A 25,884-nucleotide genomic window follows, 5' to 3' on the forward strand; every position below is an offset into this window, starting at 1 on the left:
AATTTAGTGGCTGTTTAAAGTAAAAACAACTTTTATGGTTTTAAAAAAAATTAAAAAATCAAGTTTCAGATTATAATTCTTGATATAGTAAAGATCGTATTCCAGTTTTTTAAGGTTTTCACGGGGAGTTGCTTTTGGCAGATGCACCTGTGCCCAACCGCTTATTCCCGGTTTTACGAGATGTCTCAAATCAAAATAAGCGTTATCTTTTATAGATTCGGTTACAAATTTTGTTCTTTCCGGTCTTGGTCCGATGAGACTCATAGAACCGTTGAGTACGTTGAAAAGCTGTGGAAGTTCGTCGATCTTAGTTTTTCTGAGAAATTTTCCCACTCTTAATAAGCGGTGATCATTTTTGGTAGTGAAAGTTCCATCATGAATTTTGGTCATCGTTCTCAACTTAAAAATCTTAAACGGCACAGAGTTTTTCCCAACGCGAACCTGCGAAAAGAAAACATTTCCAGGTGAAGTTGCAAAAATAAGCAAGGCACCAAATGCAATGAGAGGCAGAGTTATCGGAAGTAAAAGAAGGCTTACGATGACATCAAATACACGTTTGAAAAAGATATCTTCTTCGTCCAAACCTATGGTGAAGACATTATCTGCCAAATACTCGTTGGAGGAGAATTTAACTAAAGGAATTCTTTTGCTTACAACTTCATAAAAATTTTGTGCATCGTATATTTTTACTCCTTTTATTTTTGATTCAATGATTTCATTGGTCACTTTTTCGGAGATATGATTAACGTTGGTGGTATCAATAATCACATTTTTTATTTTTAGTTTAACGATATACTCTGAAATGCTCCTCGTTTCAACATTTGTATCGAAAAAAATCACCTTATTATCCTTCAGAAAATCTGTTTCTTTCAAAATCTTGTAAGAAATATCGCTGACGTTTACAATAAGATATCTTTTAGGAAAGTTGGTTAACGTTGAAACTTTCATTTTTTAGCTATAACAGAATACAATTCTTTATATTTATTATACATTACCTCTACATGGAAACGGTCTTCAAATATTTTCCTTGACTGATTTGCAAATTTGTCATAAATTTTTTGATTATTCAGCATAAAAGTAATGGTTTTTTGCATTTTGTGCAAATCATTATTGCCTGTAAGCACACCATTCTCATCTACGAGTTCAGAATTTCCGCCAACATTTGAAGCGATAATGGGCTTAGAAAAACATAAAGCCTCAATAAGAGACATCGGAAGTCCCTCATAATTAGAAAATAACACCGCAATATCTGCATTTTTATAGTATTGAAATGCATCTTTTTTCTCACCCAAAAGAATTACATTTTCGGGAATATTTTTTTCTTCGGTCTTATTTCCAATCCACACAAATAGTATATTTTGGTTTGCCATATTCTTTGCCAAATTGCAAAAAACATCAAACCTTTTGGGAGGAGCAAGTCTTGAAATACTTAAAACAATTTTTGTGTTTTCATCTCTTCTGAAATCTGTAAATAGATCAACCCTGGAGTCAAATTCATTCTGAGCGAAATCTTTAATTCCGTTTTGGATGACGTGCACATTTTCTGTAATGCCTTCTTTTTTCAGATTATCAACATCATAATTACTTACTCCAACAATCGCTTTACATCTTGACTTTAAAATCTTCTCCAAAGGCAAAAACTTTCGGTAGCGAAGTCTGATAGAATCGAAACCGTGAATGGTGTAAATAATTTTGGAAGAAGGAAAAATAAGTCTTCCTAAAATGCCGATTTTTGAGGAATGAAGATGAATGACATCAGCTTTTATCTTTCTGTTAAGTAAAAAGAGGTCTTTTAAAACTTCAATATCATTTAAGCCGATAGAATGTTTTAAACTTTTAATTTTAATCTGATGAACATTGGGGTGAAGTACATCCCACATTTCACCATGTTCCGACGACGCTACAAATACCTCATCACCATCCTGCACAGATCTTTCGGCAAGGTTAATGACCACTGATTGAGCTCCCCCCAGTTCGGCTAATGTGATGACGTGAAGAATTTTCATTCTGAAATTAATTTTACATTGTGAAGATTCTTGACCTTACTTTCAAAATCAGTTTTTTGTTTTAAATCCTGAATTTCAATTCCTGAAAACTCTATATTGATGCTGTGTTTATTGGGTGTGAACCAATAGGATGACTGATTTTGTTTCCACTCAGCATTTTTTATTTTAATCAAACCTTGAGCGTCATGAGGCAAATTGTCAGTATTTAAAGAAGTGAGAAAACCGTGTCTTGAACCTTCATCGGTATGATTTTCTATTACTATATCGACCGTTTTAATATCTGAAGCCTTTTGTCTGTTAAATTCATTCAGATTAATGGCGATACCAGCAACCTGATTGTGAAAAGTATAAATGTTTTTTAAAGAAATATTATTGAGAACATCTTTTTCCCAGCTTGGTTCAATATCGACTCCACACTGAGGATCATGACCGTAGGTATTTGAAATAAGAATATTTTTCAAGACCACATTTTTTGCTGAAGTTACAGAAATCCCGTTTCGCCTTGCTTTATTAATCCAACCACTTTCTACAACCACATTTTCAGAAAAACCACCATCTTCAGACCCTATAAAAATTCCGTCGCCAAATGTATTTGAGATTTTAGCGTTAGTAACTTTAATATTTTTTGAATTTAATACAGAAATTCCGGCAGACCACTGGCCTGTCTGAGATTTGGTTTTGGAATATCTGTTTCCAACAATCACAGCATTGACGATCTCCACATTTTCAGCATTGTAAATTTTTACTACATCAGAAAATCTTCCATTTGCAAATCCAACCGATTGTATGGCCGAATTTTTCCTGAATATAATTTTTTTATCTGAACCGATTTTTAAACCTTTAGAATTAATGAAAATTTTAAAATCTGGCAGAACAATTACTTTATTAGCATCAATTATCTTCTGAACGACAGCAGTATGATCTTTAGAATTTCTGAACTTCTTATCAGCAGGAAAAAGATTTTTTATTTTGCTGATATTTGGATCTGAAGTTTTTAGATACTGAACAACCAGCGAAACCGGAACATTCGTCACGGTAAATTCCTGAGCTTTTATGTTTAAACTCAGAAAAAATAATCCTCCAACAAGAATCAGGTTCAGACAAAATCTACTTTTCATTATTTATAAATTTAGTAAAATGCTCTCCGTTAAGTTTAATCTGATTCCTGTTTTGAATTAAAATATGCTCTTTACCGAATAAATAATACATCAGATACATAAAACTCGCGGCAAAATATCTGAAAGCAAACTTTAGGTAAACTAAAGACATAAAATTTTTTCTCAAGAGATAAAATACTCCACCAAACCCCTGAAAATATTTTTTATAATATTGATTCCCAATTTCTCTGTAAAAGAAGAGAGGCTCTCCCATGGTTCTGAATACACTTCTGCTTCCGGTCCGTATCCACAGATCAGCATCATCTACCCGCAGTGCATTTTTATCGTAAGGATTTGATCTGAACCAGGCTGTTTTCGCAATTACTGTCGGATGAATAAAAGGTATGTGATCACCGAGAAAATCATCCTGTACATCATATCTTTTTCCTACAACTTCATCATTTTCATTGATGGAGTAAAGATTGGTTGCAAGTACGTCAATTTCAGGATGTGCTTTGAGTACTCTCAGTTGTTTCTCCAGTTTTTGGGGATGCATAATATCATCGTTATCCATTCTTGCAAGGTATTCAGTCTGCACGTCTACAGCGGTCTGATTTAAACGTGTAGCAAGCCCCAGATTTTTACCGTCTGTAAAAACTTTTACTCTGGAATCGGATAAAAATTTTTTTGAAATCGCAACTGAACTGTCTGTAGATCCGTCATCTACAATCCACAGCTCAAAATCCTGAAAAGTCTGCGCAAGCACAGATGAAATAGCTTTTTCTAAAAACTTTTCTGCATTGTAAACAGGGATTGCAACCGTAACTTCTGCCATTAATTTGTACTGTAATAGATTGAGAAGAAGACAAAAATAACAATTAAAAACACAAGCGTACCCATGCTGTATTTTCTTGTTTCATAAATGTTGAAAAGCGGTGCCAATAAAAATGGAATAGTAATCCACGACATCATCCCCCAACGGTCTGAAAACGGAATCTGAAACATGAGAAAAAATATAGCACTGATGACCATATAATATTTAAGCAGAATCTTATAATTTTCATTTTCGTACTTCAAAATTTTTGTATTGATAAATGAAAATATTCCTAAAAATATTGTGTTGAAAATTGCAAATTGAGTTTTGAAACCAATCTCATACTCAAGACCGTTTTCATTATTGATGTAGAAGTCTGCTCTCTGGCTGTCTACAAGAAAAAAATAGCTGAGCAGCGACCCAAAAGACAAGATACTTCCTCCCACAGCAGAAACTATTAAAATGAGAAAATACAGTGCATAATAGTATGCAAGTTTTATCTTTTTAAAAACTACAATCAGGGCAAAAACCAGCACGACAGCAATAGTAGTTACGTGGATACCTACTGCCAAAATCAGAGGAATAATCCAGCTTTTATAGTTAGATGGATTTTTATAGTAGAGACTTAATGCCAGAAGAAAGCAAGCAAGCGAAACGCCCTGCCGTACAATATTAATCCCCAATTGCTGGAAAAAATAAAAACACACAAAAGTGAAAGCTACCAAAAAGATATTAAAATTATTCTTTTTAGACAGTACAAGTATTGCAGACAGTATAAGCCCGTTGAACAACAAACTGAGAATCAAAAGAAACACCTGGTAATTGCCTGTAAAGCGGCTAACTATTAAAGTAAGAAAATCATACACAAACTGAAAGCCAAAATCCAATCTGTCATAGTATTCAAACTGGTAAATCACGATCCCGGTGTCTGTTCCCACATCTTCATTTCTTAAACCGAAAAGAAGAGAAAAAGCTAAAAAAAGCAATACCGAAAAGAAAATTGAAAAAGAATTATAATGTTTCTTTTTAATGTCTACATACATCGAAAATATAACTGCAACAACAGCAAAAAGAATGTATATGACATGAAACTTCAGTTTAAACTCTTCCATCAGACTTTATAATCCCAGTATTCTGTACAAATCAAGATCTTCCGAACCAGGATCTTAGTCTACCGAAGAATCCAGAATCTGCGTCTTGATTATAACCGTATCCTTTCTCGTTTCCATAGCCGAAATTCTGTGCTTTCACATCATTCAGTACAATATTTGCTTTGTTGAGCTTATTCTCAGCAGCGGTGTGATCCGCGTATTCTATGTAGCTTTTTTCTGTTTTTTCTGAACGCACAATGTACAGCGTCATATCTGCCAGTTTTGCAATAATATAAGTATCTGTAACAGGCATCAACGGCGCAGAATCAATAATAACATAATCGTATAATTCTTTTGCTTTTTCAAGCAGAACTTTATACCGGCCGTTGTCTAAAAGTTCCACTGGATTCGGAGGAATAATCCCTGAAAAAATAAAATCACAGTGCTCGTTCAGTTGACTCGGGTGGATGATTACCTGAATGTCATTCACAGTTCCGTACAGGAATTCTGTAAGACCTTTCGCAGATTTCATCTCCGGTCTATATCTCTGCAACTGCGGATTCCTGATATCTGAACCAATCAGCAAAACTCTTCTCCCTTTTTTCGCCAGACTCAAAGCAAGATTCATAGAAACCAACGTTTTTCCCTCACCTTTCACACTGGATGTAATGAGTATAACGTGATTTTTCTTGTCTAAAGGCAACTGCAGATTAATATTGGTTGCCAAAATTCTGAAGGATTCAGCTAAAGCTGAAACATCATTCTGATGTATAAGATTATTCTTTTGAGATTTAAGATGCGGAATTTCTGCCACAACAGGAATTGAGGTATGTTTTTCAACACTTTTCTTATCAGAAATTCTGGTATTAAAGAAAAGCCGGATAAAGATGATTAAAAAAGGTATTCCTAATCCTGCCAAGATAGCTGCACCTAAAACGGTCATCTTTTTTGGAGCAACGGGCTTTTTCTTTTTGTAAGCCACATCCAAAACTCTTGCTTTATTAGAAGACATGGCAAGCATGATGGCAGTTTCTTCACGTTTTTTAAGCAAAACCAAATACAGTTCTTCTTTGATTTGCTGTTGTCTTTCTATATTTCTGAAAAGACGCTCCTGTACAGGCACTTTCCGCATTCCGGTATTCGATTTGCCTTCCAGCGATGAAATACTGTTGATCATCGACTGAATGTTGGATCTGTTTTTGTCCAGACTTTCTTTGATGGCGGTTCTCTGTTTACGGATTTCGTCGTTCAGCGTTTTCACCATTGGATGTTCTGAAGTGGAATTTTCCAGAAGCCTGTTTCGCTGGGTTACCAGTTGATTGTATGCAGCAATATTACCCGAAGATTCAGATTCCTGATCACCGCTGAGCTCATTGGTAGGAAGAATTTCGTTTGTACCTTTACTGTTGATGTACCCCGAATACATGTTGTTAATCTCCAACTGCGTGTAGAGTTCGAGTTTTTTCTTTTCAGCTTCTGCATTGGTTTGCAGTTCGAGACCGGCCTGGGCACCGATATCCACAAGATCATTGGCTGTTTTAAAATCCTGCTTTTGTTTTTCAACATCTCCTAATTCACGGGAGATCAGCGTGACACGATCGTCAATAAACTGTTTTGTTTTTTCGGATTCAGTATTTTTTTCATCAATCGCTTCGAGGTTATACTGCGCTACAAGAGTATTGAGAAGATCTTTGGCTTTAGCAACATTGTGATACTGCACAGACAGATCGATTACTGTTGCATCTTTGTTGCTGAGTCTTACATTCAGAAGCTCCTGCAATTCATCAATAAGACCCACTTTATCACTATACGTAAAATACAGTTGATTTACATTGAGATTTTTTACTAAAACAGGATTAAACGCTTCATTTTTCAGAAACATCAGATTAGCATAAGGCAAACTGACTGTCTTATTGAATTGAGTTTTGATCGGAGCAGAAAATTCTTCTGAGTTCAGGGTGATTTCATTTCCTTTGATATTGATGTCAATTCGTTTTTTGGGAAGTTCTGCGAAAGGCTTTTCATTAATCACTTGAATTTTAACCGGTGATTCTGCTTTGTAAAGCTCTACGTTGTGAAAACCTCCTTCCACAAAAATGGGGCACTGAAGCGGGAGCTCATCAACCAACTGCCCGAGCAGTTTTTTGGAAGCCAAAACTTCCATTTCGTTTTCTACGGTGTTTGAATTAAATCCTGATAAGCCCGCCAGGCCTTCCATGCCAGGGATTGCGTCTGCCGGATTACCTGATTTTTTGGCGTCTTTAATTAAAATCTTCGTAACAACTTCATATACAGGAGCAGTTCTCATTATATAGAACATTGCGAGCAAAACCATCAGCATCACAGTTATTGCAAACCAATACCATTTTCTGCGATACGGTTTTATGATTTCGTGCAGAGAGTCTTCTTTATAAAATTCAGTCTTCAAATTTTCCGCTTTTATTTTCGGTCAACGAATATAGAGATTTTGAGGATAATATAAAAATGAGAGACTGGTAAATTATAATTGCTAAGAATAATTTATCTGTTTTCAAAAAAAGCAATTTAAAATATCAGTTTGTTGTTATTTAAATATTTTCTCAAAGGAATGGGAAGAGATTGACTGAATTATAACAAATCAATAATGCTATCTTTGCTATGTACAAACTGATAAAAATTACGGAATAGAAATGAACAGAATTCTCCATGTTGTAGGTAAAATGAATCTGGCTGGTGCTGAAACCATGATCATGAATATCTACAGGAATATTGATTTGAAGAAAGTGCAATTTGATTTTTTATATTTTACTGATGAAAAGTCATCTTATGACAATGAAATTGAAGCTTTGGGAGGTAGAATTTTTAGATTAAAAGATTCAAATATTATTTTAAACATATTCAGACTGAAAAAAATTCTTAGACAGAATTCAGACATCACGGCAATCCATTGTCACACTGCATTAAGTAGTTTTGCATATCTTTTTTCAGCATATATTTCAAATCTCGGTACACGGATTATTCATTCTCACAGTTCAAAAAGTCGGGAAGAAATCAGTTTCACTTATGGTCTTTATGAGAAATTTGCTAAAGTTTTAATCAATAAATTTGCCAATCAATTTATAAGCTGTGGCGAACTTGCTTCAGAATATTTATATCCATATAAGAAAAATACAGAAATTACAGTTATTCCTAATGCCGTAGATGTGGACGCATTTTACAAGACAGGTAAAGAGCATCAGGATTATTTGAGGAAGCAGTACAATATTTCAGAAGAAACAATTGTATTATTACAAGTTGGAAGATTTCTAACTGTTAAGAATCATAAATTCTCTGTTGAATTCTCAAAATTTCTATGTGAGAATAATATTTTACATAAACTTTTCTTCGCAGGAGAAGGACCACTCAAATCAGAAATCGAAAATTATGTAAAAACAGAAATGCTTCACGATAACATAATCTTTTTAGGTAATAGGTCTGATATTGACTTTTTAATGGCTGGAGCGGATGTTTTACTAATGCCTTCGCTGCATGAAGGTTTCCCCTTAGTATTAGTTGAAGCTCAATCTGCAGGTTTATATTCTATTGTCTCGGGAAACATTTCTAAAGAAGTAGATTTGGGTCTGGGGCTTCTTGAATTTGAAAATCTGGAAACAGATAAATGGTTAAAAAGCCTGCTAAATCGGAATAATAGCAATCGCTTAGAAGATGAAGAACGTTTTATTAGGATATCCAATCAAGGTTTTAATATTAATGAGAGTACAGAAAATATCTTAAAAATCTACCAGGCAAACGGGTAGTCACCTTTTGAATAATGTGCTGTAAAAGATCAATACCATTATAAAAAAGCATAGTAGACAACTTACAAAAAAAGCGAATGTACTGCCTTGCAATCCCATTGAATTAATTAATATCATACTCAAAACTACATAGAGCAAAGCACTTAAAACTTCCATAAAAATAAACGCTTTCGTCATCACCTTCGAAATCATCAGGTAAGAAAAAACCCACGAAAGAACTTTAAAAAAGTCGCCCGCCAGCTGCCAGAAGAAAAGGCTTTCCATGCTTGAAAAATCTTTGGTATAAAGAATTTCAATAATGTAGAATCTTGTAAAATAAATACCAGCACACATCGCCAAAAACAGCGGAGCTAAAAATTTTAATCCGTCTAAAATTTCTTTTCTCAGCTCATTTTTACCGTTTAAAGAAGACAGTTTCGGCAGAAAATAGGTTCCTAAAGTGATATTAATCATCAGAAGATAACCATCAGAAATCCTTATCAATCCCTGCCAGATTCCCGCGCTGTTGAGATCAATTTCTTTGGTGATGAAATTTCTGATGACGATCTGAGCCAAAGGCATTGCTGAAGAACTTACAACAGCCATGACTGTAAAATGACTGAGGTTTTTTACTGTTTTAAAATCAGGTTTAAAGATTGATGAACTAATATTTTTAAAAATTCTTTTCCAAACTAAAAGCACGGCCACGAAAAATACTGCAAACTGTGCAATGACCAAAGCATACAAAGCTCCTGAGATGTTGTAATAATAAATAAGTATAATCGTGAGCAAAAGAGTGATTACACTGCTGATTCCGTTGATGATGGTGAACTTTTTAATGTAACCTAACCCATTCAAAAAGGCTAAGAGGATCGTATTTAATGAATAAAAAACAATACCGCCACCTAAAAGATAAATTACCGAAACGAATTCTGTACTGTGAAAAATACTTCTGCTCCAGTGTTCAGCGAAGAGAATAAGCCCTAAAAAAACCAATGCCGAACAAACCAATGACACAAAAACTGAAGTATCATATAAAATTTTGGATTTCCTTCTGTCATTTTTAAATTCAGCGGTGTATTTTACAACTCCGGAAGTGACAGATCCGTTTGCAAGGCTCAGTACAACAGCCATAAAGTTTGTGAGCGAACCAACCAAAGCAACACCTGCCGGTCCCGAAAAAGAGGAAATCACTTTCGTTGCAACAAATGCTGCAGAAATTTTCACAAATGCCGTGATGCCAGAAAAAACCGTTGTACTAAGGAGTTTCATATGTAGGTTCTAATTTTTTTAACGGTCATATGGTATCGCCAAATCATCATTGGTATTTGTTAAAATTATTTTTGCCATGGCGATTTCATAAGTGTTTTTCGGATTTTAGATTTAAAATAACTCCGAAAGCTTTTAAAATAAGCCTCACATCATTTTTCAAAGAAAGATTTCTGTAATATTCCAGATTCATTTTCACCTTATCCGGAAAAAGAACCTCATCATTATATTTCAGTGGGTTTTTCTGCTGAGACAGAATTTTGTCTTCGTGTCTGTATTTAAATCCTGCTTCACTGATGAGTCCGGGTTTGAGATTTAAAACTTCACGGTCATCACCATCCAGTTCATCATAATATCCCTTTATATCTGGTCTGGGACCGATGAATGACATTTCGCCCTTCAAAATGTTAAACAATTGGGGAAGTTCGTCAAGCCGTGTTTTTCTCATCCAGTTTCCGAAAGAAGATTTCTGATGATTGGCAGAATGATAAGTTTTAAATTTAAAAACCGTAAACATTTTTCCGAATCTCCCTACCCTTTCCTGAGTGAAAATCCCGGGAAAACCGGTATCTGCAGACGCCAGAATAAAGAGTACGAAAAAAAGCGGAAGAAAAACTACTGTGGCTACGAAAGAGATTCCGTAATCCATCACCGACTTCCAGACCGGATATTTTTTCACAAAGATGTTCTTATCGGGCAAAGATAACAAATTCTGTCATTGCGGGGAACTCTCTGTCCCGAGCCTTCGGGAAAGCAATCCGTTTAGAATATTTCGCTATTTCCAACAGATTGCTTCGCTTTGCCCGCAATGACTTTGACAGAAGCTTTGCACTAAGGTTTTTGCTCACTTAAAAAATTTTCAATACTTTAGCCCCATGAAAATAAACGCACAAAACTATTATTATCCATCTGAAAAGGTTTTCGGATAAGGATTTTGTGCTTCACAAATAAGTAAAACCTCGTCCGAAAGACGGGGTTTTTCGTTTTTAAATAATTTATAAATAATGAAAATCAGCATTATAGGCGTAGGATTGATTGGAGGATCGATTGCTTTAAAATTAAAACAGAAAAACATTTCCGATTTCATCTACGGAATCGACAATAATATTGAGAATCTTGAAGATGCCTTACAATTAAATATCATCAACGAGAAAGCAGATTTCAAAAACGGAATTGAGGCTGCTGATCTCATCATCATCGCCGTTCCTGTGGATTCAGCGGTAAAAATTTTGCCTCAGGTTTTAGATTTAATTTCAGATCATCAAACGGTAATGGATGTGGGTTCTACCAAATCAGGAATTGTAAAATCAGTTAAGAATCATCCTAAAAAAGAGAGATTTGTGGCATTTCACCCAATGTGGGGAACAGAGAATCATGGTCCAAAATCTGCGCTCGCCGAAAGTTTTGCAGGTAAAGCCGGTGTCATCTGCGACGGTGAAAAATCCGCAAAAGATGCTTTAGAACTGGTGGAAAACGTCGTCAAAAATCTGGATATGCACATTGTTCAGATGTCTGCAGAAGATCACGACATTCATACGGCTTACATTTCACACATGTCTCACATCACTTCCTACGCACTGGCAAACACGGTTTTGGAAAAGGAAAAAGAAGAAGAAACGATTTTCCAGCTGGCGAGTTCGGGGTTTTCGAGCACGGTTCGTCTGGCAAAATCTCATCCCGAAATGTGGGTTCCGATTTTTAAACAAAACAAAGAAAACGTTTTGGATGCATTGAATGAGCATATTACCCAACTCAGAAAATTCAAATCTGCTTTGGAGAAAGATAATTTTGAATATCTGGAAGAATTGATTTTAAATGCCAATAAAATCCGTGGGATTTTGAATAAATAATTTCTCAAACTATCTATTTCGAAAGACTCAAAAGTTTATCAGTAATAAGATAAAAAATGCATTCCAAACCATCAAGGTTTTTGAAACTTTGATGGTTTTAATGTTTAACACTCCGGAACATTCACCGCAATTGCCAAACCGCCTTCGGAAGTTTCTTTAAAACGGTCATTCATCGACAACGCAGTTTCCCACATTGTCTGAATCACCTGATCCAAACTTACTTTCGCTTTTGCAGGATCACTTTCCAAAGCAATATTCGCCGCAGTAATGGCTTTTATAGCGCCCATCGTATTTCTTTCAATACACGGAATCTGCACCAAACCTTTGATCGGATCGCAGGTTAATCCCAAATGATGCTCCATCGCAATTTCAGCTGCCATCAAAACCTGACCGACACTTCCGCCCAAAATCTCAGTTAGACCAGCTGCTGCCATTGCCGAGGAGACCCCAACTTCTGCCTGACAACCGCCCATTGCTGCTGAAATGGTTGCGTTCTTTTTAAATAATGTTCCGATTTCACCGGCCACCAAAATAAATCTGGCAATATCATCCTCAGTTTTAGCTTCAGTGAAAGCCTGAGCGTACATCAAAACCGCCGGAATCACGCCACTTGCTCCATTGGTAGGTGCAGTGATAATTCGTCCGAAACTTGCATTTTCCTCGTTCACAGCGAGAGCAAAACAAGAAATCCATTTATTGATATTGGTGAAATTTTCCTCTGCGTCAACAACCTGCTGAAACCATTCATCGATATTTTTATAAACCTTGTCGCCTAACAATTTTCGGTTGATTCCGGCGGCACGGCGGCTTACGTTGAGGCCTCCCGGAAGAATCCCTTCCTTGTTGACGCCTTTGTAAACGCATTCTTTGATGTTTTTCCAGATATTTAAAGCCTCTGAACGGGTTTCATCCTGCGTTCGCCAGCTTTCCTCGTTCATTAAAATTAAATCTGAAATTTTATTCAAACCTAAATGTTCGCAGTACTTTACAATATCCGAAGACTTATGACACGGATATAAAGTTCTTACACACTGTTTCTCAATAGAATTTTTCTCCTGACTCATGATGAAACCACCGCCAACAGAATAGAAATCCTGCATCAGCTCGGTTCCATCCTCAAAAACCGCCCTGAAGATCATTCCGTTGGGATGATAATCAAGTGATCTGGACATATTTAAAACCAAATGATGCCCGTAAATGAAGGGGATTTCTTTTTCACCACCCAGATTGATGATCTGAGATTCTTTAATATGATTGACAATATCATCAATCTTTGTTGTATCAATAGTTTTAAAATCTTCGCCGTTCAAGCCCAACATTCCGGCAATATCGGTTCCATGACCGATCCCTGTTTTAGCTAGTGAACCGAAAAATTCAAGAAAAACCTCTTTGACTTCGGCTACCGATCTTTCACGGTTCAGAATTCTGATAAATGCAGATGCAGCATTCCACGGCCCCATTGTGTGTGAGCTGGAAGGCCCGATCCCGACTTTAATTATCTCAAATACAGATATTGACTCCATACAATTTTTTCAATTTCATGAAAAGCAAATATACATTGAAAATATTACAGATGGCAGGAATTTGAGGTTAAGGTTGAGGCGAAGGTTGAGGTTGAGACGAAGACTGAGGTTAATGCCAAGTATGACAGAGAGATAATATTTATTAAAGAAAAAACAGCGATCATTAAAGACCGCTGTTTAAGTTAAATACCAAAAAAAAATTACCATTTTAAACTTTCGCCGTGCTGGGAAAGATCAAGTCCCATTTCTTCTGAATCTTCTTTTACGCGAAGTGAAATGATTGTATCCGTAAGTTTGTAAAGTAACAGCGAACCGAAAAATGTGAATACCGAAACCAGAAGCAAAGCAATCATGTGGTGGGCAAAAACCGCGATTCCGCCGTGCATGAGGCTTGCGTTTTCGCCGTGAGCAAAAATGGCAGTGAGAATCATTCCCATAATTCCGCCGACGCCGTGGCAGGCAAAAACATCAAGTGTATCATCAATTTTCTTTAAAGCTTTCCAATTCACCATCAAATTTGAAACAATCGCAGAAATGAATCCAATAAAAATACTTTCCTGAACAGATACAAACCCACAGCCCGGCGTGATGGCCACCAAACCTACAACCGCACCAATGCACGCTCCCAAAGCAGATACCGGACGGCAGTTTAAACGATCAAAAAAGATATACGTCATCATTGCTGATGCAGAAGCAATCGTTGTAGTTCCGAAAGCCACAGCTGCTGTAGCATTGGCTGACAGAGCTGAACCGGCATTAAAACCAAACCATCCGAACCAAAGCATTCCTGTCCCTAAAATAACATAAGGAATATTGGAAGGTTCATGATGAGGGTTTTTACGGTTGCCTAACACCAAAGCTCCGGCCAATGCTGCAAAACCGGCGCTCATGTGAACAACCGTTCCGCCTGCAAAATCTTTTACTCCAAAAAATTTATTTAAAAGTCCGTCCGGATGCCAAACCATGTGACACAGCGGAGTGTAAATGAGAAGACTGAAGAGAATCATAAAAAGCAGATAGGAAATAAAACGAACCCTTTCTGCAAACGAGCCGGTAATCAAAGCTGGAGTAATCACCGCAAATTTCATCTGAAACAAAGCAAAAAGAACAAACGGAATCGTGGAAGCCATATCCTTGTGAGGATAGAGGCTTACATTGTTGAAAAACATATAGGTGAAAGGGTTTCCTATGATTCCGTAATGCTTACCATTGATCTCAAAACCAATGGAATCGCCGAACGAAAGCGAAAAACCAACAACAATCCACAGAATTGAAATCACTCCCAGAGAAATAAAACTTTGCAGCATTGTGGAAATCACATTTTTTTTACCCACCATTCCTCCATAAAAGAATGAGAGACCTGGTGTCATTAACAGAACCAGACCAGCAGCAGCGAGAATCCAGGCGACATCGGAACCTACAACGGCGGATTCACCTAAAAAATCTCCGGTATTGGGCGCAGTAAAATCGGGACGCCAGAAAAGTCCGCCAACTGCAACGATTGAAATAATTGTAAAGGAAACGATCCATTTTAATCCAACTTTCATATTTATTTTAATTTAACCCCTACAAAAATATAGATAATTAATTTAAAATAATATAAATTTTAATTCTAACCCCTAAAAATTTAGGATTTAAATTAAAATTAGTAGTTAATGAAAGTTCTTCTTTTAAAATCTTTAAATGAAAATCATTTTTAAAATTTCAGAAACCTCTTTATGTTTTGTTGCAGGAAAAAGATGGGTTCCGCCTTTAATGATATAATCGGGTTTTGAATTTTTAATGGGAAAAACAATATCGCGGTCGCCCATAATCTGGATAACATTGCTTTCGTGCTCAAACTTCCATTCTGTAATGCGCTGCATTGACCATTTAAGATAATACGGATCTGTGAATCTGAAATACTGAAGAACTTTTGGATTTTTAGGATCAAAAAACTTTCTGAAAACAGCGTATGTTTCAAGCGTTTTCATATTGAAAAAACCGACTGGCAGATATTTTGGTATTTTGGTATGCTGCCCGATTTTAATCAGTCTTGATTTTTCTTTATCTGATTTTATACTTCCCAAGATAACGGTTTTCACGGCAGGTTTGAGCCTGTTGATTTCCTGCACCATAATTCCCCCAAAAGAATATCCCAGAAGATAAAATGGTTCAGTATCATCTACTTTTTCGGCCATTCTTTTTACGTATTCAGAAAAATCTTCATCCTTTTCCGGAACCAGCCATTCTATAAAAACAACTTCGTGCTGCTCAGGAAAAACAAGCCTTTCCAGCACTTTATAATCTGCACCGAGACCACTTACAACATAAATTTTCATACGTGGATGTACTGTTTCTTTTGAATTAAAATCAATCACCGTTGCTTTTCTGAACTCTCAATTCTACATACAGCGATTTAGGCAAGCTAAAATAAAAAAAGGACGGCTTAATCTAAGCAGTCCTCTTTAATTTATAAAAATTTTAACCTTTATCTTGGTCTGTCGTTGTCTACTTTCACTGTAGAAACCTTAAACTGAATTTCCATTTCGTCTTTGATGAAGTGATCCTTCAACGAAGTCTGGTAGAAAATTCTAAAATCTTTTCTGTTTAATGCAAATTTTGAAGATTCAATCTCAACTGTAAACTGAGTCACGTGTGCATTGGCAGGGAAAGAGATGGTCTTTCTGATTCCTTTGATGGTAATGTCACCTACGATTGTAGAATTGAACTCTGCATTCGCAAGAGGGATAATTTTCTTTAAATGAAATTTCGCTGTAGGGAATTTTTTCACTTCGAAAAAGTTGGTTCCTTTAAGCTCATTGGTCAGTTTCACCTGATCCGGTCCCGAAAGATCTGCCACTACAAGGCTTCTCATGTCGATAATAAACTCACCGTCTACCAAAACTGTTTTATCGAAATTAAATTTTCCGCTTTTCAGCTTTAAGCTTCCGAAATGAGTTGTAGGTGCAGTTTTTACCACTTTGCTTCCCCACCATAAGATCTCAGAAGTGACAACTTTAGATATTTTATCTCCTTTTTTCTGAGCAAAAACAAACGACATGCCCGCACACATCATAGCAAACAATAATAATCTTTTCATTCTTTTTTATTTACAATTCAACAAAAATAAAAAAAAGCGCAGAACTTCTGCACTTTTCTCAATATTTTTTTAGATTAAATTACTTCGCACTAACTTTTACTGTCATATCAATTTCGTCATTGATCACAGAATCTTTCATTCCTGACTGATATGCGATATCAAATTTCTGTCTGTCGAAAGAAAATTTATTTGATTCGATAGTCACTACACCGTTTGCATTGGTGATTTTTGCAGGGAAAGAAATTGCATTTGTTTTTCCTTTTACAGTAAGATTTCCGCCAACTACAGAGTTGTAGGTCGCATCATTATTTTTCTTTACAGAAGTGATTTTAAAACTTGCAGTAGGGAATTTTTCAACTTCAAAGAAATCTCCGTTTTTAAGGTGACCGTTCAGTTTAGTCTGTCCTTCTCCGGCAAGATCCGTTGCGTTGATGGTTGTCATATCCAAAACAAAATTTCCACCTACAACCTGATTTCCTTTCATCACAATATCTCCTGATTTCACTTTAACAGTTCCGTCGTGCGAACTGGCTTGAGATTTTACAACTTTATAACCCCACCAGTGAACATCTGAAGAAACTACTTTTTTAGACTGTCCGAAAGCAAGACCACCAGCCAAAACCGCAAGTAAGAATATTTTTTTCATGTTTAAATTTTAATAATTATTTTAATGCTGCAAATGTAAACAAGTGGATTTAATTTTAATCTTATCATACGGTAAGATATTGAAACTTTCTGGTATGAATGTTATCATAAAAAAACTCCGGCGCGATGCCGGAGTCTGTATTTTTAATCCTGATGATAAGCGGTGTAAAGCGCAACACCATTGATGCTGGTACTGTTTGATTTCACGAGATAAATCGGGATGTTACGAAGCATGGCTTCCATTTTATCACTGATTTTAAATTTCTCGTAAAACTTATCTTTATCAATATAATTGCTCACTACCTGCGGAATATCTCCTGCGATAATCAAACCTCCTGTAGCTTTTAATTTTAATGTTAAACTGTTTGCTTCTCTCGCCAGGAATTCAAGGAAAGTATCTAAAGCAATTTTGCAGATCATTACATCTTCTTCTGTAGCGGCTTTGTAAAGCACTTCTACGAAATCGCCTTCGTTTAATCTTTCAGAAAGTCCGTCCGGCTCAGGATGTCTTTTCACGTCTCTTAAAAATCTGTAGATATTGAACAGACCTGCTTTAGACAAAACATTTTCCCAACTTACGATACCGTAAAGATTATTTAAAAACTGGTAAAACTCAACTTCAATAGTTGTACGCGGAGAAAATTCTGAGTGACCACCTTCCGTAGCGAAAGGTCTTAAATATTTTCCGTCGAAGAAATAACCAGCTTCACCCAATCCGTTTCCTGGAGCGATGATGGCAACGTTTCCGTTTTCAAGATGACCTCCCGAACGGATATCTTCAAGGTCAGAATCTTCCAGCAGACCGATACCGTAAGCTGCTGCTTCCTGGTCATTCAGCATACAGACTTCCTTGAATCCGAATTCGTTTTTAAAATCTTCCACATCAAGGTTCCAGCCCAGTCTTTCCGGATTACTTTTTCCGTTAAGAACCGGTCCCGGCACAGAAATTCCGAATCTGTCTATCTCTGTTAGTGAATTTTCCGCGAGAAAATCCTGCACAATTGCATTAAGACCCGGATAATCTTTGGTAATGTATTTTTTCTGAAGTTTGACATCTAAGCCTTCACGTCCCGAAACATAGTAAGCAAGTACCGTTTCATCCTCACGAAGATTGGCTCCCAGGATCGTTAAATTATCATTTCTGGTATTTTTTACTCCCGGCAAGTAAAGGGGAAATTTCGGATTCAAGTTCATAATAGCAAATTTTAGTAAATATAATAATTGTTTTGGTATTTATAAAAGGATAAAAGAAAACCTTTTCAAAAATAAGAAAAGGTTTGTCTTTTAAATAGTTATTATCTGTAAATTAATTTCCCAGTGGTATGTTATAAGAAAATCCTGCTCCGATGCTTCCTACATTATAGTCCTGTCCTGCAACATTTCCGTCGTTTCCTGTGAATACTTTCTGATACTGAAGGAAGAAATTCCAGTCTCTGTTGTGGTAACCTATTTCAGGTTTTAGATAGAAACCTCCGTCTGGTCTTGTAGCCAACGAATTGGTTGCAACATTATCGTCACCTACCAAAAATCCGTAACCAAGGTCAGCACCGAAGTAAAAACCTGTTTGTTTAGGATAGATTCTGATCAGTGCAGCCACTGGCACTACTCCAACATCGTTATTATTGTATCCGTTGTTTTCTTTTCCGAAATAATGAGTATATCCTGTTGCGATACCCAGACCAAAACCAGGCGTAATCAGATTCTGATAAGCTACGTCAACGCCAACAGCCATGGAAGTATTTTCCTGAGGAACTGCAACACCTACAGTAGCTCCTACTTTAATCATGTTATTCATCGCCTTATCCTGTGCACTTACTAAACCGGCAGTTAAAAATGCTGCCGCAATGATAGTTTGTTTCAACGTTTTCATAATAATGAATTTTAAATTTTACTGGTCGTAAACTGTAAAAATTATGCCAAAGAGAAGTTTTAAAAATTCACACAGTCTGTAAAAATCAAAAATATAATGATTATCAATACTTTAAAAATGAAATTTAAATGAATAATTTCCGTTTAAAATTAAAACAAATCATCAGAATCAAAAACTTTAACCTTCGCTAACACAGAGTTGGTATATAATTTACTGCATCAAATACATCTCTTTAAATCCGGAATAAAATGACGAGCGATTTAAATTTCACCAACAACAAACACCTTCTCTGGCGCGCCGGATTCGGAATCGGACTTTCTCAGGTAGCTGATGTAAGAAAACTGAAACGAAAAGATTTACTGAAAGAGCTTTTCATGGAAGATCATTCGCAAATAATTGATTATTCAACTGCCGATATTGAACCTCCAGATTACGAAGCATCAAAAGCCAGTGCTGAGATGAGAAATCAGATTCAGAAGGTCAATCAGAAGCAAAATCAGGAACTCAACCTCAACTTTCTGGATGAAATGGTGAATTCCAAGTCTCAATTGCAGGAAAAAATGGCATTTTTCTGGCACGGACATTTTGCAACGAGAATCAACAATCCAAAATTCAATAAACATCAGCTGAATATCATCAGAAAAAATGCTTTAGGCAATTTCAGAGAGTTGCTTTTTGAGGTAAGCAAATCTCCGGCAATGCTGAACTTTCTGAACAACCAGCAAAACAAAAAAGGTCACCCCAACGAAAATTTCGCCCGTGAAGTCATGGAACTTTTCACCATGGGCATCGGAAATTATTCTGAAACCGACATCCGTGAGGCTGCAAGAGCTTTTACAGGTTGGGGTTACGACAAGGAAGGAAATTTTATCGAAAGACTTAAACAGCACGATGACGGTTCCAAAACATTTCTCGGAAAAACAGGAAATTTCTCTGGTGATGATGTTTTAAACATCATTTTAGAACAGAAAGCAACTGCAAAATTCATCACCACCAAAATTTACAGGTTTTTTGTGAATGAAAAAGCAGATCAAAGTACCATCGCAAATCTGAGCGAAAAATTTTATCAGTCAGGATACGATATCAAACAGCTGATGAATGAAATTTTCAGCAGCGACTGGTTTTACGAACCCAAAAATATCGGCAACAGAATAAAATCGCCTACTGAACTTATGGTTGGAATGATGAGAATCCTTCCGATGACCATCCAGAATCCTGAAAACCTTGTGGTTTATCAGAAACTTTTAGGACAGACACTTCTTTCGCCTCCCAACGTATCAGGCTGGCCCAGCGGAAAATCATGGATTGACAGTTCAACCTTGATGCTGAGACTTCAAATTCCACAAATCTGGTCCGGACTCAGACCACTCGATCTGTCACCTAAGGAAGATGATGATGTGGAAATGGGCATGAAATCAAGGGAAGCCCTGAAAAAATCCTTTAAAAATCCCAACATCACGATCGACTGGACAAAAGTGGAAACAGCTTTCAATAAAAAAGACTGCGAGGATTTTTTACTTTTAAAACCTGAAAATTTTAATACAAAAGCGGTTCAGAATTTCTCTGACAAGAGCACTAAAATAAACATCATCAACATTATGTCAACTCCGGAATATCAATTAATGTAGGGTGTTGGAGATGGAGATGGAAGATGGGAGATGGAAGTAAAAAAAATCTCAGCCTTAACCTTAACCTAAATAAATAGTCATGCTAATAAAAAGAAGAGAATTTCTCAAGATAAGTTCGCTGGCAGCCGCGTCGCTGATGATGCCCAGTTTTCTGAAATCGATGACTTTGGATAATGCCCTGAATCCTAATCAGAAAATTTTGATCATCCTGCAGTTTACAGGCGGAAATGATGGGTTGAATACAATTATTCCAACAAAAAATGATATTTATTTTAAGGAAAGAGAAAATATTTCCATTAAAGATTCTCTGTCTTTAAATGACGAAACCGGCATCAACCCTGCTCTTTCTTACTTCAAAGAACTTCATGACAACGGTGAACTTTCGGTTTTAAACAATGTCGGTTATCCCGAACCCAACAAATCTCATTTCCGAAGCATGGACATCTGGCATTCTGCAAGCAGGAGCGACGAATTTCTTGAAACCGGATGGCTTGGAAGATTTTTGGATGAGGAATGTTACAGTTGCGAACACCCAACGCAGGCTCTGGAAGTCGATGACATGCTGAGTTTAGCTTTAAAAGGCGATAACAATAAGGCTTTTGCCTTTAAAGATCCCAGAAAATTATACCAAACCAGTCAGGAAAAATATTTTAAATCGTTGTACGAACAGGATCATCACCACGATGATGAAACCGTTTCTTATTTATACCAGACTTTAGGTTCAACCATCAATAACGCCGATTATATTTTTGAAAAAAGTAAAGCTAAAAAATCAGCTCAGGAATATCCGAATTCCAAGCTGGGGAAAGATTTTAAAACAGTTTCCTCCTTAATAAAATCAGACATAAACACTCAGGTGTATTACCTGTCCATCGGAAGTTTTGACACTCATGTGAATCAAAATGAAAGACAGCAGAAACTTTTTGGAGAAATTAATGATGCAGTAAAATCCTTCGTCGCAGACATGAAAAGTAATGGACTTTTTCAGGATATTTTACTGATGACTTTCTCAGAATTCGGGCGAAGAGTTTCTCAAAATGCAAGCAAAGGCACTGACCACGGAACGGCAAACCAAATGTTTTTTATCAGCGGAGGTTTAAAAAAGAAAGGGATTTTAAATGCTCTGGCTGATCTTCAGAATTTAAATGAAGGTGATTTGATTTACACCGAAGATTTCAGAAAAGTGTACGCAACCGTACTTAAAAACTGGCTGCAGGCTGATTCCTCGAAAGTCTTAGGCTGGAAAAATGGTGTTTATGATTTTATTTAAAAGCAAAAGAGACCGCAAAATGCAGTCTCTTAATTTTTAGCTATGCCCGATTGGTTCAGGTGTTTGTGGCTTTGGTTGAGGAGAACTTCTCTGATCTATTTTCTCAGAAACTTTCTTGATAATAAACTCTATCACGATAGGTACCACAAGAGCCAAAGCGGCTTTTAAAATTCTTGATTTCATTTTGTTTGATTTTCAAAAATGAGTTACAATTTCCAAGCCACATCCAAAAAAATCATTCAATTTTTCTTCGGTAAGATTTAAACAATTACAATAACGTATCTTTGCGTCAAATCTTTTTTATGTCATTTGAATCTCTCGGATTATCACACAACATCATTAAATCTGTAAACAAACTGGGTTACCTCAAGCCGTTTCCAATTCAGGAGCAGGCTGTACCAGTCATTTTACAGGGTAAAGATTTGATGGGAATCGCACAGACAGGTTCAGGAAAAACCGCTTCCTTTGTAATGCCAATTCTGGAAAAATTACAGAATGAAGAAGTAAAAAAAGACAGAAATATTCAGGTTTTAATATTGGTTCCTACGCGTGAACTTGCGATTCAGATTGATGAAGTTTTCAGGGCTTTTACAGAAAATCTTAAGCGTGAAATCAGAACAATGGCTGTCTATGGCGGAGTTTCCATCAACCCACAAATGAAAGGAATGTTTGGCGTGGAAATTCTTATCGCAACACCAGGTCGTTTGCTGGATTTGATTGATCATAAAGCTTTGAGCATTTCAGCCATCAAACATTTGGTCATTGACGAAGCTGACAAAATGTTTCAGCTTGGTTTTGGGGAGGAAATGAATAAACTTTTTGCCATGATGCCTGTTGCGAAACAAACCACTCTTTTCTCAGCGACTTTAAATGACAAAGTTTCAGAAATGAAGGAACGACTTTCAATCAATCCGACAATTATTGAAATTAAAAAAGAGGAAGTTGAAATTGAAAACATCGAGCAGCTTGCCTATCACGTTTCTCCTGAAAACAAAGGTCCTTTCCTTCGCTATTTAATTAAAGAAAAAAAGGTTGAGAAAGCTCTGATATTTGTTTCATCGACAAGATCTGCCGATAATCTGGTTGAAAAACTGAAGAAAAATAAAATAAAAGCCGTTGCCATCCACAGTCAGAAATCTCAGGGTGCACGTAGAAATAATCTGGAAGAATTTAAAGTCGACGGAGCTCAGATTCTGGTTGCCACAGACTTAATCGGTCGTGGAATCCACATTGATGATTTGCCGTGCGTCATCAATTACGAACTTCCCCGTTCACCTTTAGATTACATTCACAGAATCGGTAGAACAGGTCGTGCCGGAGAGAAAGGAACTGCCATCAATATTCTCACCGATGATGAGCTACAACATTTCAGGGTAATTCAGAAAAAAATGGGCAAAAAAGTGACTTTACAAAGAACAGAAGGCACCGATCTTCACGGATACTAAAAGCTATTCTTTAACGTCATCCGGATCAGAATGATAGTTTCTATAAGCTTTACTGATGCTTTTTGAAATTCTCTGTTTTAATTTTCGGGGCGCCAAAACCGTAAGAAATTCTCCCATTCCAAGAATCATTCTTTCCAGTTCGAAATTGAGCTGCACACAGATTTTAAACGTTGTTCCGTTTTCGTCTTCACTCACAATCTCCTGAGAATGGTGAAAAGGCTTGGTTTTAACATAGGGCGCATGCTCCGGAGTCACTATAAAAATAACATTCTGACCCCGCTGATTGGGTGAAACCGTTGCTCCAATAATTTCAGAAAAGTAAAGGTCTGCATCAAGTTCAATGTCGTGGTAATGAATTTTGTCTTCAACTACAATCTCTTCCATCCTGTCGAGCGCGAGATTCATCAGTTTCTGTTTGTGCCAGCACACCAAAAACCAACGGTTATTATATTCCTTAAGCAGCTGTGGGTGAACAATGTAGTGATTAGACTCTCTTGCTTTAAAACTTTTGTAACAGATTTTTAAAACCTTTTTATTCAGAATACTTTCATACAAAATATCTATATGCTCCAGACCTTTCAGATTTTCATTTTTATCTAAATGAATAATCGATTTTTGTTTAGTCGAATGTATAGAATCCTCCAGCTTCTGAATCACTCCATTCATTTCTTTAAACATCGAAAAATCCTTAAACTGCTTGAGAATCTGTATCGCATTATTCATCGTTTTCAAATCATTTTCATTCACTGAAATCTGATGAATGCTGTAATCAGGATCGCTGTACCGGTAATATCTCCTTTCATAAACCTCAATTGGTGCCTCATACCCAAATTTCTCACTCCGCATATTCTGCAAATCCAGTTGCACCGTCCGCTTACTCACAAAAGATTCCTTCCCTTCAAACTCAAACAAAGCTTCAGAACATTCGTTCATCAAATCTTCCAGAGTATATTTTTTATACTTATTCTTCAGACATTTATCTAAAGTTTTGTAGCGGATGAGGGCGTTTTTGTTGGATGACATAAATTGAGGTTGAGGCTGAGGTTAAGGTTGAGGTTAAGGCTGAGGCTGAGATTGAGTTTACGGTTGAAAATAGATTTGAATTAAGGCTGAAGTTAAAATTAAAATCATAAAGCTTGACAATTCCTCTCCTCTGGAAATCGAGGAACGAGATTCGCCGAATCATTTTAAAAATAAAAAACATTGAGGCACTGGTGGCGAAAAATCTTTGATTTTTTGACGGGGTGGTTACCACACGAATCATTCCACAAAATTGTTCCCAAACCATCCATCACTCCCACTCTTCTCCCGTAATCGTTTTAAAAAAAACATCCGTAGAATACGTTTCACCTACATATACAAAGCTTTTCAAAAATGGATTTACTTCAACTTCATAATATTTCGAGCCATCCGGATAAATTCTGAACTTTATCTTCAAAACTTCTCCATCAACCTCTTCCATATTATCAAGATTAAAAATCGTAATCACGGGAATAATCTCTTCTCCAGTCAATACATTTTCAAGTCCGAAACCGTTAATCCATAACGCCATTTTGAATTCATTTAAATCTGTTATGAGTTTAAAATTCCCATTACAAACCAATTTCTCTTTTCTGTATTGCATGATTACTTTTTTAAAGCAGATAAAACCTTGTCTATTTTCTTTTCAAAGCATTCCCCTCAAAAGAAACTCCATCCCAGCCATACTCAATAAAATTTCTGATGTTCTGATGATCGGTTCCTTCAGGATTCTTCAAAACATCTTCCCTGTAAAAAGCTCCGAAAAGAGCTAGCGTATCTTCCTTTGGCAAATCATTCAGCTTCGCAAAACTAAACACTTTGCACGAACCATTATTCTGCCCCGCCTCATTCACGGTATCTCCATTGGTAAATTTTGTCGGAGTAAAATCATAATGCGCATCAATAAAAGCAATCACATCATTAAACTGAAGCTCCTCTGCCGATTTTTCTAATTGTTCGAATAACATATTTTTTATTTTGTATTAAAATTGAAAAGACTTAAAAACCGCACGAGGTTCTTAAGTAAATGTTTGACTATGAAAAATTTAATCAAAATCATTTGCCCCGACCCTAAAGGGAGTGATTTCGATTAAATTTTAAGCAATTTTTCCTCCCTTTAGGGCTGGGATAAAGAAAAATTGTTTAAAATTTTACACTAAAATTAGCTAACCAGTTTTCAAATCGCACATAGATGTAACAAGATTTTTCCCTCTCATTAACGTAATAAATTACACTTTCAAAAGAAAAAACATTCACAAAACTTCTGTGACTTTTGTGTTGAAAATAATCATCAAAAATCTTCTAATAAAATACACACCACAATTTGCCAACTTTTGAAAATCTTAATTATCCACCTAAATCTTTTGTCTCTTTTGCGGTAAAGACCCAGAAAAAATCTTTGATTTTTAATCTCATGTGCTCTAAAATATCCTCAATCATTTCAACTAAAACCTAATGTGACTCATGTGTTAAAACATTTCAAGTTAAAACGTTTCAAAAATAATCAAAATAATTTCAT

The 25,884-nt window shown here is 36.3% G+C and carries 24 protein-coding genes; 5 read left to right on the top strand and 19 right to left on the bottom strand.

Annotation, left to right across the window (positions count from 1 at the left end; all coding sequences use genetic code 11):
- Positions 1 to 3: 3 nt before the first annotated feature.
- From NG809_RS04750 to NG809_RS04775, 6 genes are read right to left on the bottom strand one after another with little or no spacing between them, the layout of a single operon-like run.
- Positions 4 to 948 carry a sugar transferase gene (locus NG809_RS04750; protein WP_262148524.1) on the bottom strand — a complete coding sequence of 315 codons (945 nt, stop codon included), beginning with the start codon at positions 946 to 948 and terminating at the stop codon, positions 4 to 6.
- Positions 945 to 2,006 (bottom strand): glycosyltransferase, encoded by a 1,062-nt coding sequence (locus NG809_RS04755; RefSeq protein ID WP_262148528.1) that lies wholly within the window; start codon positions 2,004 to 2,006, stop codon positions 945 to 947. Before NG809_RS04755 ends, NG809_RS04750 begins: the two co-directional genes overlap by 4 nt.
- Positions 2,003 to 3,124 (bottom strand): right-handed parallel beta-helix repeat-containing protein, encoded by a 1,122-nt coding sequence (locus NG809_RS04760; RefSeq protein WP_262148530.1) that lies wholly within the window; start codon positions 3,122 to 3,124, stop codon positions 2,003 to 2,005. The genes NG809_RS04755 and NG809_RS04760 overlap by 4 nt, the downstream gene beginning before the upstream one ends.
- Positions 3,114 to 3,938, bottom strand: coding sequence for a glycosyltransferase family 2 protein (locus NG809_RS04765; RefSeq protein ID WP_262148532.1), 825 nt, complete (start codon positions 3,936 to 3,938; stop codon positions 3,114 to 3,116). The genes NG809_RS04760 and NG809_RS04765 overlap by 11 nt, the downstream gene beginning before the upstream one ends.
- Complete coding sequence (locus NG809_RS04770; RefSeq protein ID WP_262148533.1) at positions 3,938 to 5,029, bottom strand: EpsG family protein; 1,092 nt, start codon at positions 5,027 to 5,029, stop codon at positions 3,938 to 3,940. Before NG809_RS04770 ends, NG809_RS04765 begins: the two co-directional genes overlap by 1 nt.
- A gap of 31 nt (positions 5,030 to 5,060) precedes the next feature.
- Positions 5,061 to 7,436, bottom strand: coding sequence for a GumC family protein (locus tag NG809_RS04775; protein WP_262148535.1), 2,376 nt, complete (start codon positions 7,434 to 7,436; stop codon positions 5,061 to 5,063).
- 271 nt (positions 7,437 to 7,707) lie between these two features.
- Here NG809_RS04775 and NG809_RS04780 point away from each other — a divergent pair, with 271 nt between their 5' ends.
- A complete protein-coding gene (locus NG809_RS04780; RefSeq protein WP_262148537.1) occupies positions 7,708 to 8,784 on the top strand; it encodes a glycosyltransferase in 1,077 nt (358 codons plus the stop codon).
- Here the strand turns inward: NG809_RS04780 and NG809_RS04785 are convergent, their stop codons facing one another.
- Positions 8,785 to 10,035: an O-antigen translocase gene (locus tag NG809_RS04785; protein WP_262148538.1), complete on the bottom strand. Its 1,251-nt coding sequence runs from the start codon at positions 10,033 to 10,035 to the stop codon at positions 8,785 to 8,787. It abuts the gene before it with no gap.
- 85 nt (positions 10,036 to 10,120) lie between these two features.
- Entirely contained in the window at positions 10,121 to 10,711 is a 591-nt protein-coding gene (locus NG809_RS04790; protein ID WP_262148539.1) for a sugar transferase, read from the bottom strand.
- A 325-nt stretch (positions 10,712 to 11,036) separates the two neighbouring features.
- Between NG809_RS04790 and NG809_RS04795 the strand changes: the two genes are divergently transcribed.
- Complete coding sequence (locus tag NG809_RS04795; protein ID WP_262148541.1) at positions 11,037 to 11,882, top strand: prephenate dehydrogenase; 846 nt, start codon at positions 11,037 to 11,039, stop codon at positions 11,880 to 11,882.
- Between the two features lie 104 nt (positions 11,883 to 11,986).
- Here the strand turns inward: NG809_RS04795 and NG809_RS04800 are convergent, their stop codons facing one another.
- The 7 genes from NG809_RS04800 to NG809_RS04830 all read right to left on the bottom strand — a co-directional run bounded on the left by NG809_RS04800 (position 11,987) and on the right by NG809_RS04830 (position 19,002).
- Entirely contained in the window at positions 11,987 to 13,405 is a 1,419-nt protein-coding gene (locus tag NG809_RS04800; RefSeq protein ID WP_262148543.1) for an L-serine ammonia-lyase, read from the bottom strand.
- Between the two features lie 200 nt (positions 13,406 to 13,605).
- A complete protein-coding gene (locus tag NG809_RS04805; protein WP_262148545.1) occupies positions 13,606 to 14,952 on the bottom strand; it encodes an ammonium transporter in 1,347 nt (448 codons plus the stop codon).
- Positions 14,953 to 15,084: 132 nt separating this feature from the next.
- Positions 15,085 to 15,726, bottom strand: coding sequence for an alpha/beta hydrolase family protein (locus NG809_RS04810; protein ID WP_262148547.1), 642 nt, complete (start codon positions 15,724 to 15,726; stop codon positions 15,085 to 15,087).
- Between the two features lie 149 nt (positions 15,727 to 15,875).
- Complete coding sequence (locus tag NG809_RS04815; RefSeq protein ID WP_262148549.1) at positions 15,876 to 16,487, bottom strand: YceI family protein; 612 nt, start codon at positions 16,485 to 16,487, stop codon at positions 15,876 to 15,878.
- A gap of 79 nt (positions 16,488 to 16,566) precedes the next feature.
- Positions 16,567 to 17,133 (bottom strand): YceI family protein, encoded by a 567-nt coding sequence (locus tag NG809_RS04820; RefSeq protein ID WP_262148551.1) that lies wholly within the window; start codon positions 17,131 to 17,133, stop codon positions 16,567 to 16,569.
- A gap of 143 nt (positions 17,134 to 17,276) precedes the next feature.
- A complete protein-coding gene (locus NG809_RS04825; protein ID WP_262148553.1) occupies positions 17,277 to 18,326 on the bottom strand; it encodes a glucokinase in 1,050 nt (349 codons plus the stop codon).
- Positions 18,327 to 18,438: 112 nt separating this feature from the next.
- Positions 18,439 to 19,002, bottom strand: coding sequence for a hypothetical protein (locus NG809_RS04830; protein WP_262148555.1), 564 nt, complete (start codon positions 19,000 to 19,002; stop codon positions 18,439 to 18,441).
- A gap of 248 nt (positions 19,003 to 19,250) precedes the next feature.
- On the opposite strand from NG809_RS04830, the gene NG809_RS04835 reads away from it, so the two are divergent.
- Entirely contained in the window at positions 19,251 to 20,630 is a 1,380-nt protein-coding gene (locus NG809_RS04835) for a DUF1800 domain-containing protein (RefSeq protein WP_262148557.1), read from the top strand.
- Positions 20,631 to 20,709: 79 nt separating this feature from the next.
- Positions 20,710 to 21,900: a DUF1501 domain-containing protein gene (locus tag NG809_RS04840; RefSeq protein ID WP_262148559.1), complete on the top strand. Its 1,191-nt coding sequence runs from the start codon at positions 20,710 to 20,712 to the stop codon at positions 21,898 to 21,900.
- Positions 21,901 to 21,936: 36 nt separating this feature from the next.
- Here the strand turns inward: NG809_RS04840 and NG809_RS04845 are convergent, their stop codons facing one another.
- Positions 21,937 to 22,083 (bottom strand): hypothetical protein, encoded by a 147-nt coding sequence (locus NG809_RS04845; protein WP_262148561.1) that lies wholly within the window; start codon positions 22,081 to 22,083, stop codon positions 21,937 to 21,939.
- Positions 22,084 to 22,202: 119 nt separating this feature from the next.
- On the opposite strand from NG809_RS04845, the gene NG809_RS04850 reads away from it, so the two are divergent.
- Positions 22,203 to 23,345 (top strand): DEAD/DEAH box helicase, encoded by a 1,143-nt coding sequence (locus NG809_RS04850; protein WP_262148562.1) that lies wholly within the window; start codon positions 22,203 to 22,205, stop codon positions 23,343 to 23,345.
- A gap of 3 nt (positions 23,346 to 23,348) precedes the next feature.
- On the opposite strand, the gene NG809_RS04855 is transcribed toward NG809_RS04850, so the two are convergent.
- The 3 genes from NG809_RS04855 to NG809_RS04865 form a co-directional block, all read right to left on the bottom strand.
- Positions 23,349 to 24,368, bottom strand: a complete 1,020-nt coding sequence (locus NG809_RS04855) for a helix-turn-helix transcriptional regulator (protein ID WP_262148564.1) — start codon at positions 24,366 to 24,368, stop codon at positions 23,349 to 23,351.
- 268 nt (positions 24,369 to 24,636) lie between these two features.
- Positions 24,637 to 24,969, bottom strand: coding sequence for a hypothetical protein (locus tag NG809_RS04860; protein ID WP_262148566.1), 333 nt, complete (start codon positions 24,967 to 24,969; stop codon positions 24,637 to 24,639).
- Between the two features lie 31 nt (positions 24,970 to 25,000).
- Complete coding sequence (locus NG809_RS04865; RefSeq protein ID WP_262148568.1) at positions 25,001 to 25,333, bottom strand: HopJ type III effector protein; 333 nt, start codon at positions 25,331 to 25,333, stop codon at positions 25,001 to 25,003.
- Positions 25,334 to 25,884: the final 551 nt, after the last annotated feature.

Origin of the sequence: Chryseobacterium foetidum, assembly GCF_025457425.1 — a bacterium.
In the GTDB taxonomy this organism is placed as follows: Bacteria; Bacteroidota; Bacteroidia; order Flavobacteriales; family Weeksellaceae; genus Chryseobacterium; species Chryseobacterium foetidum.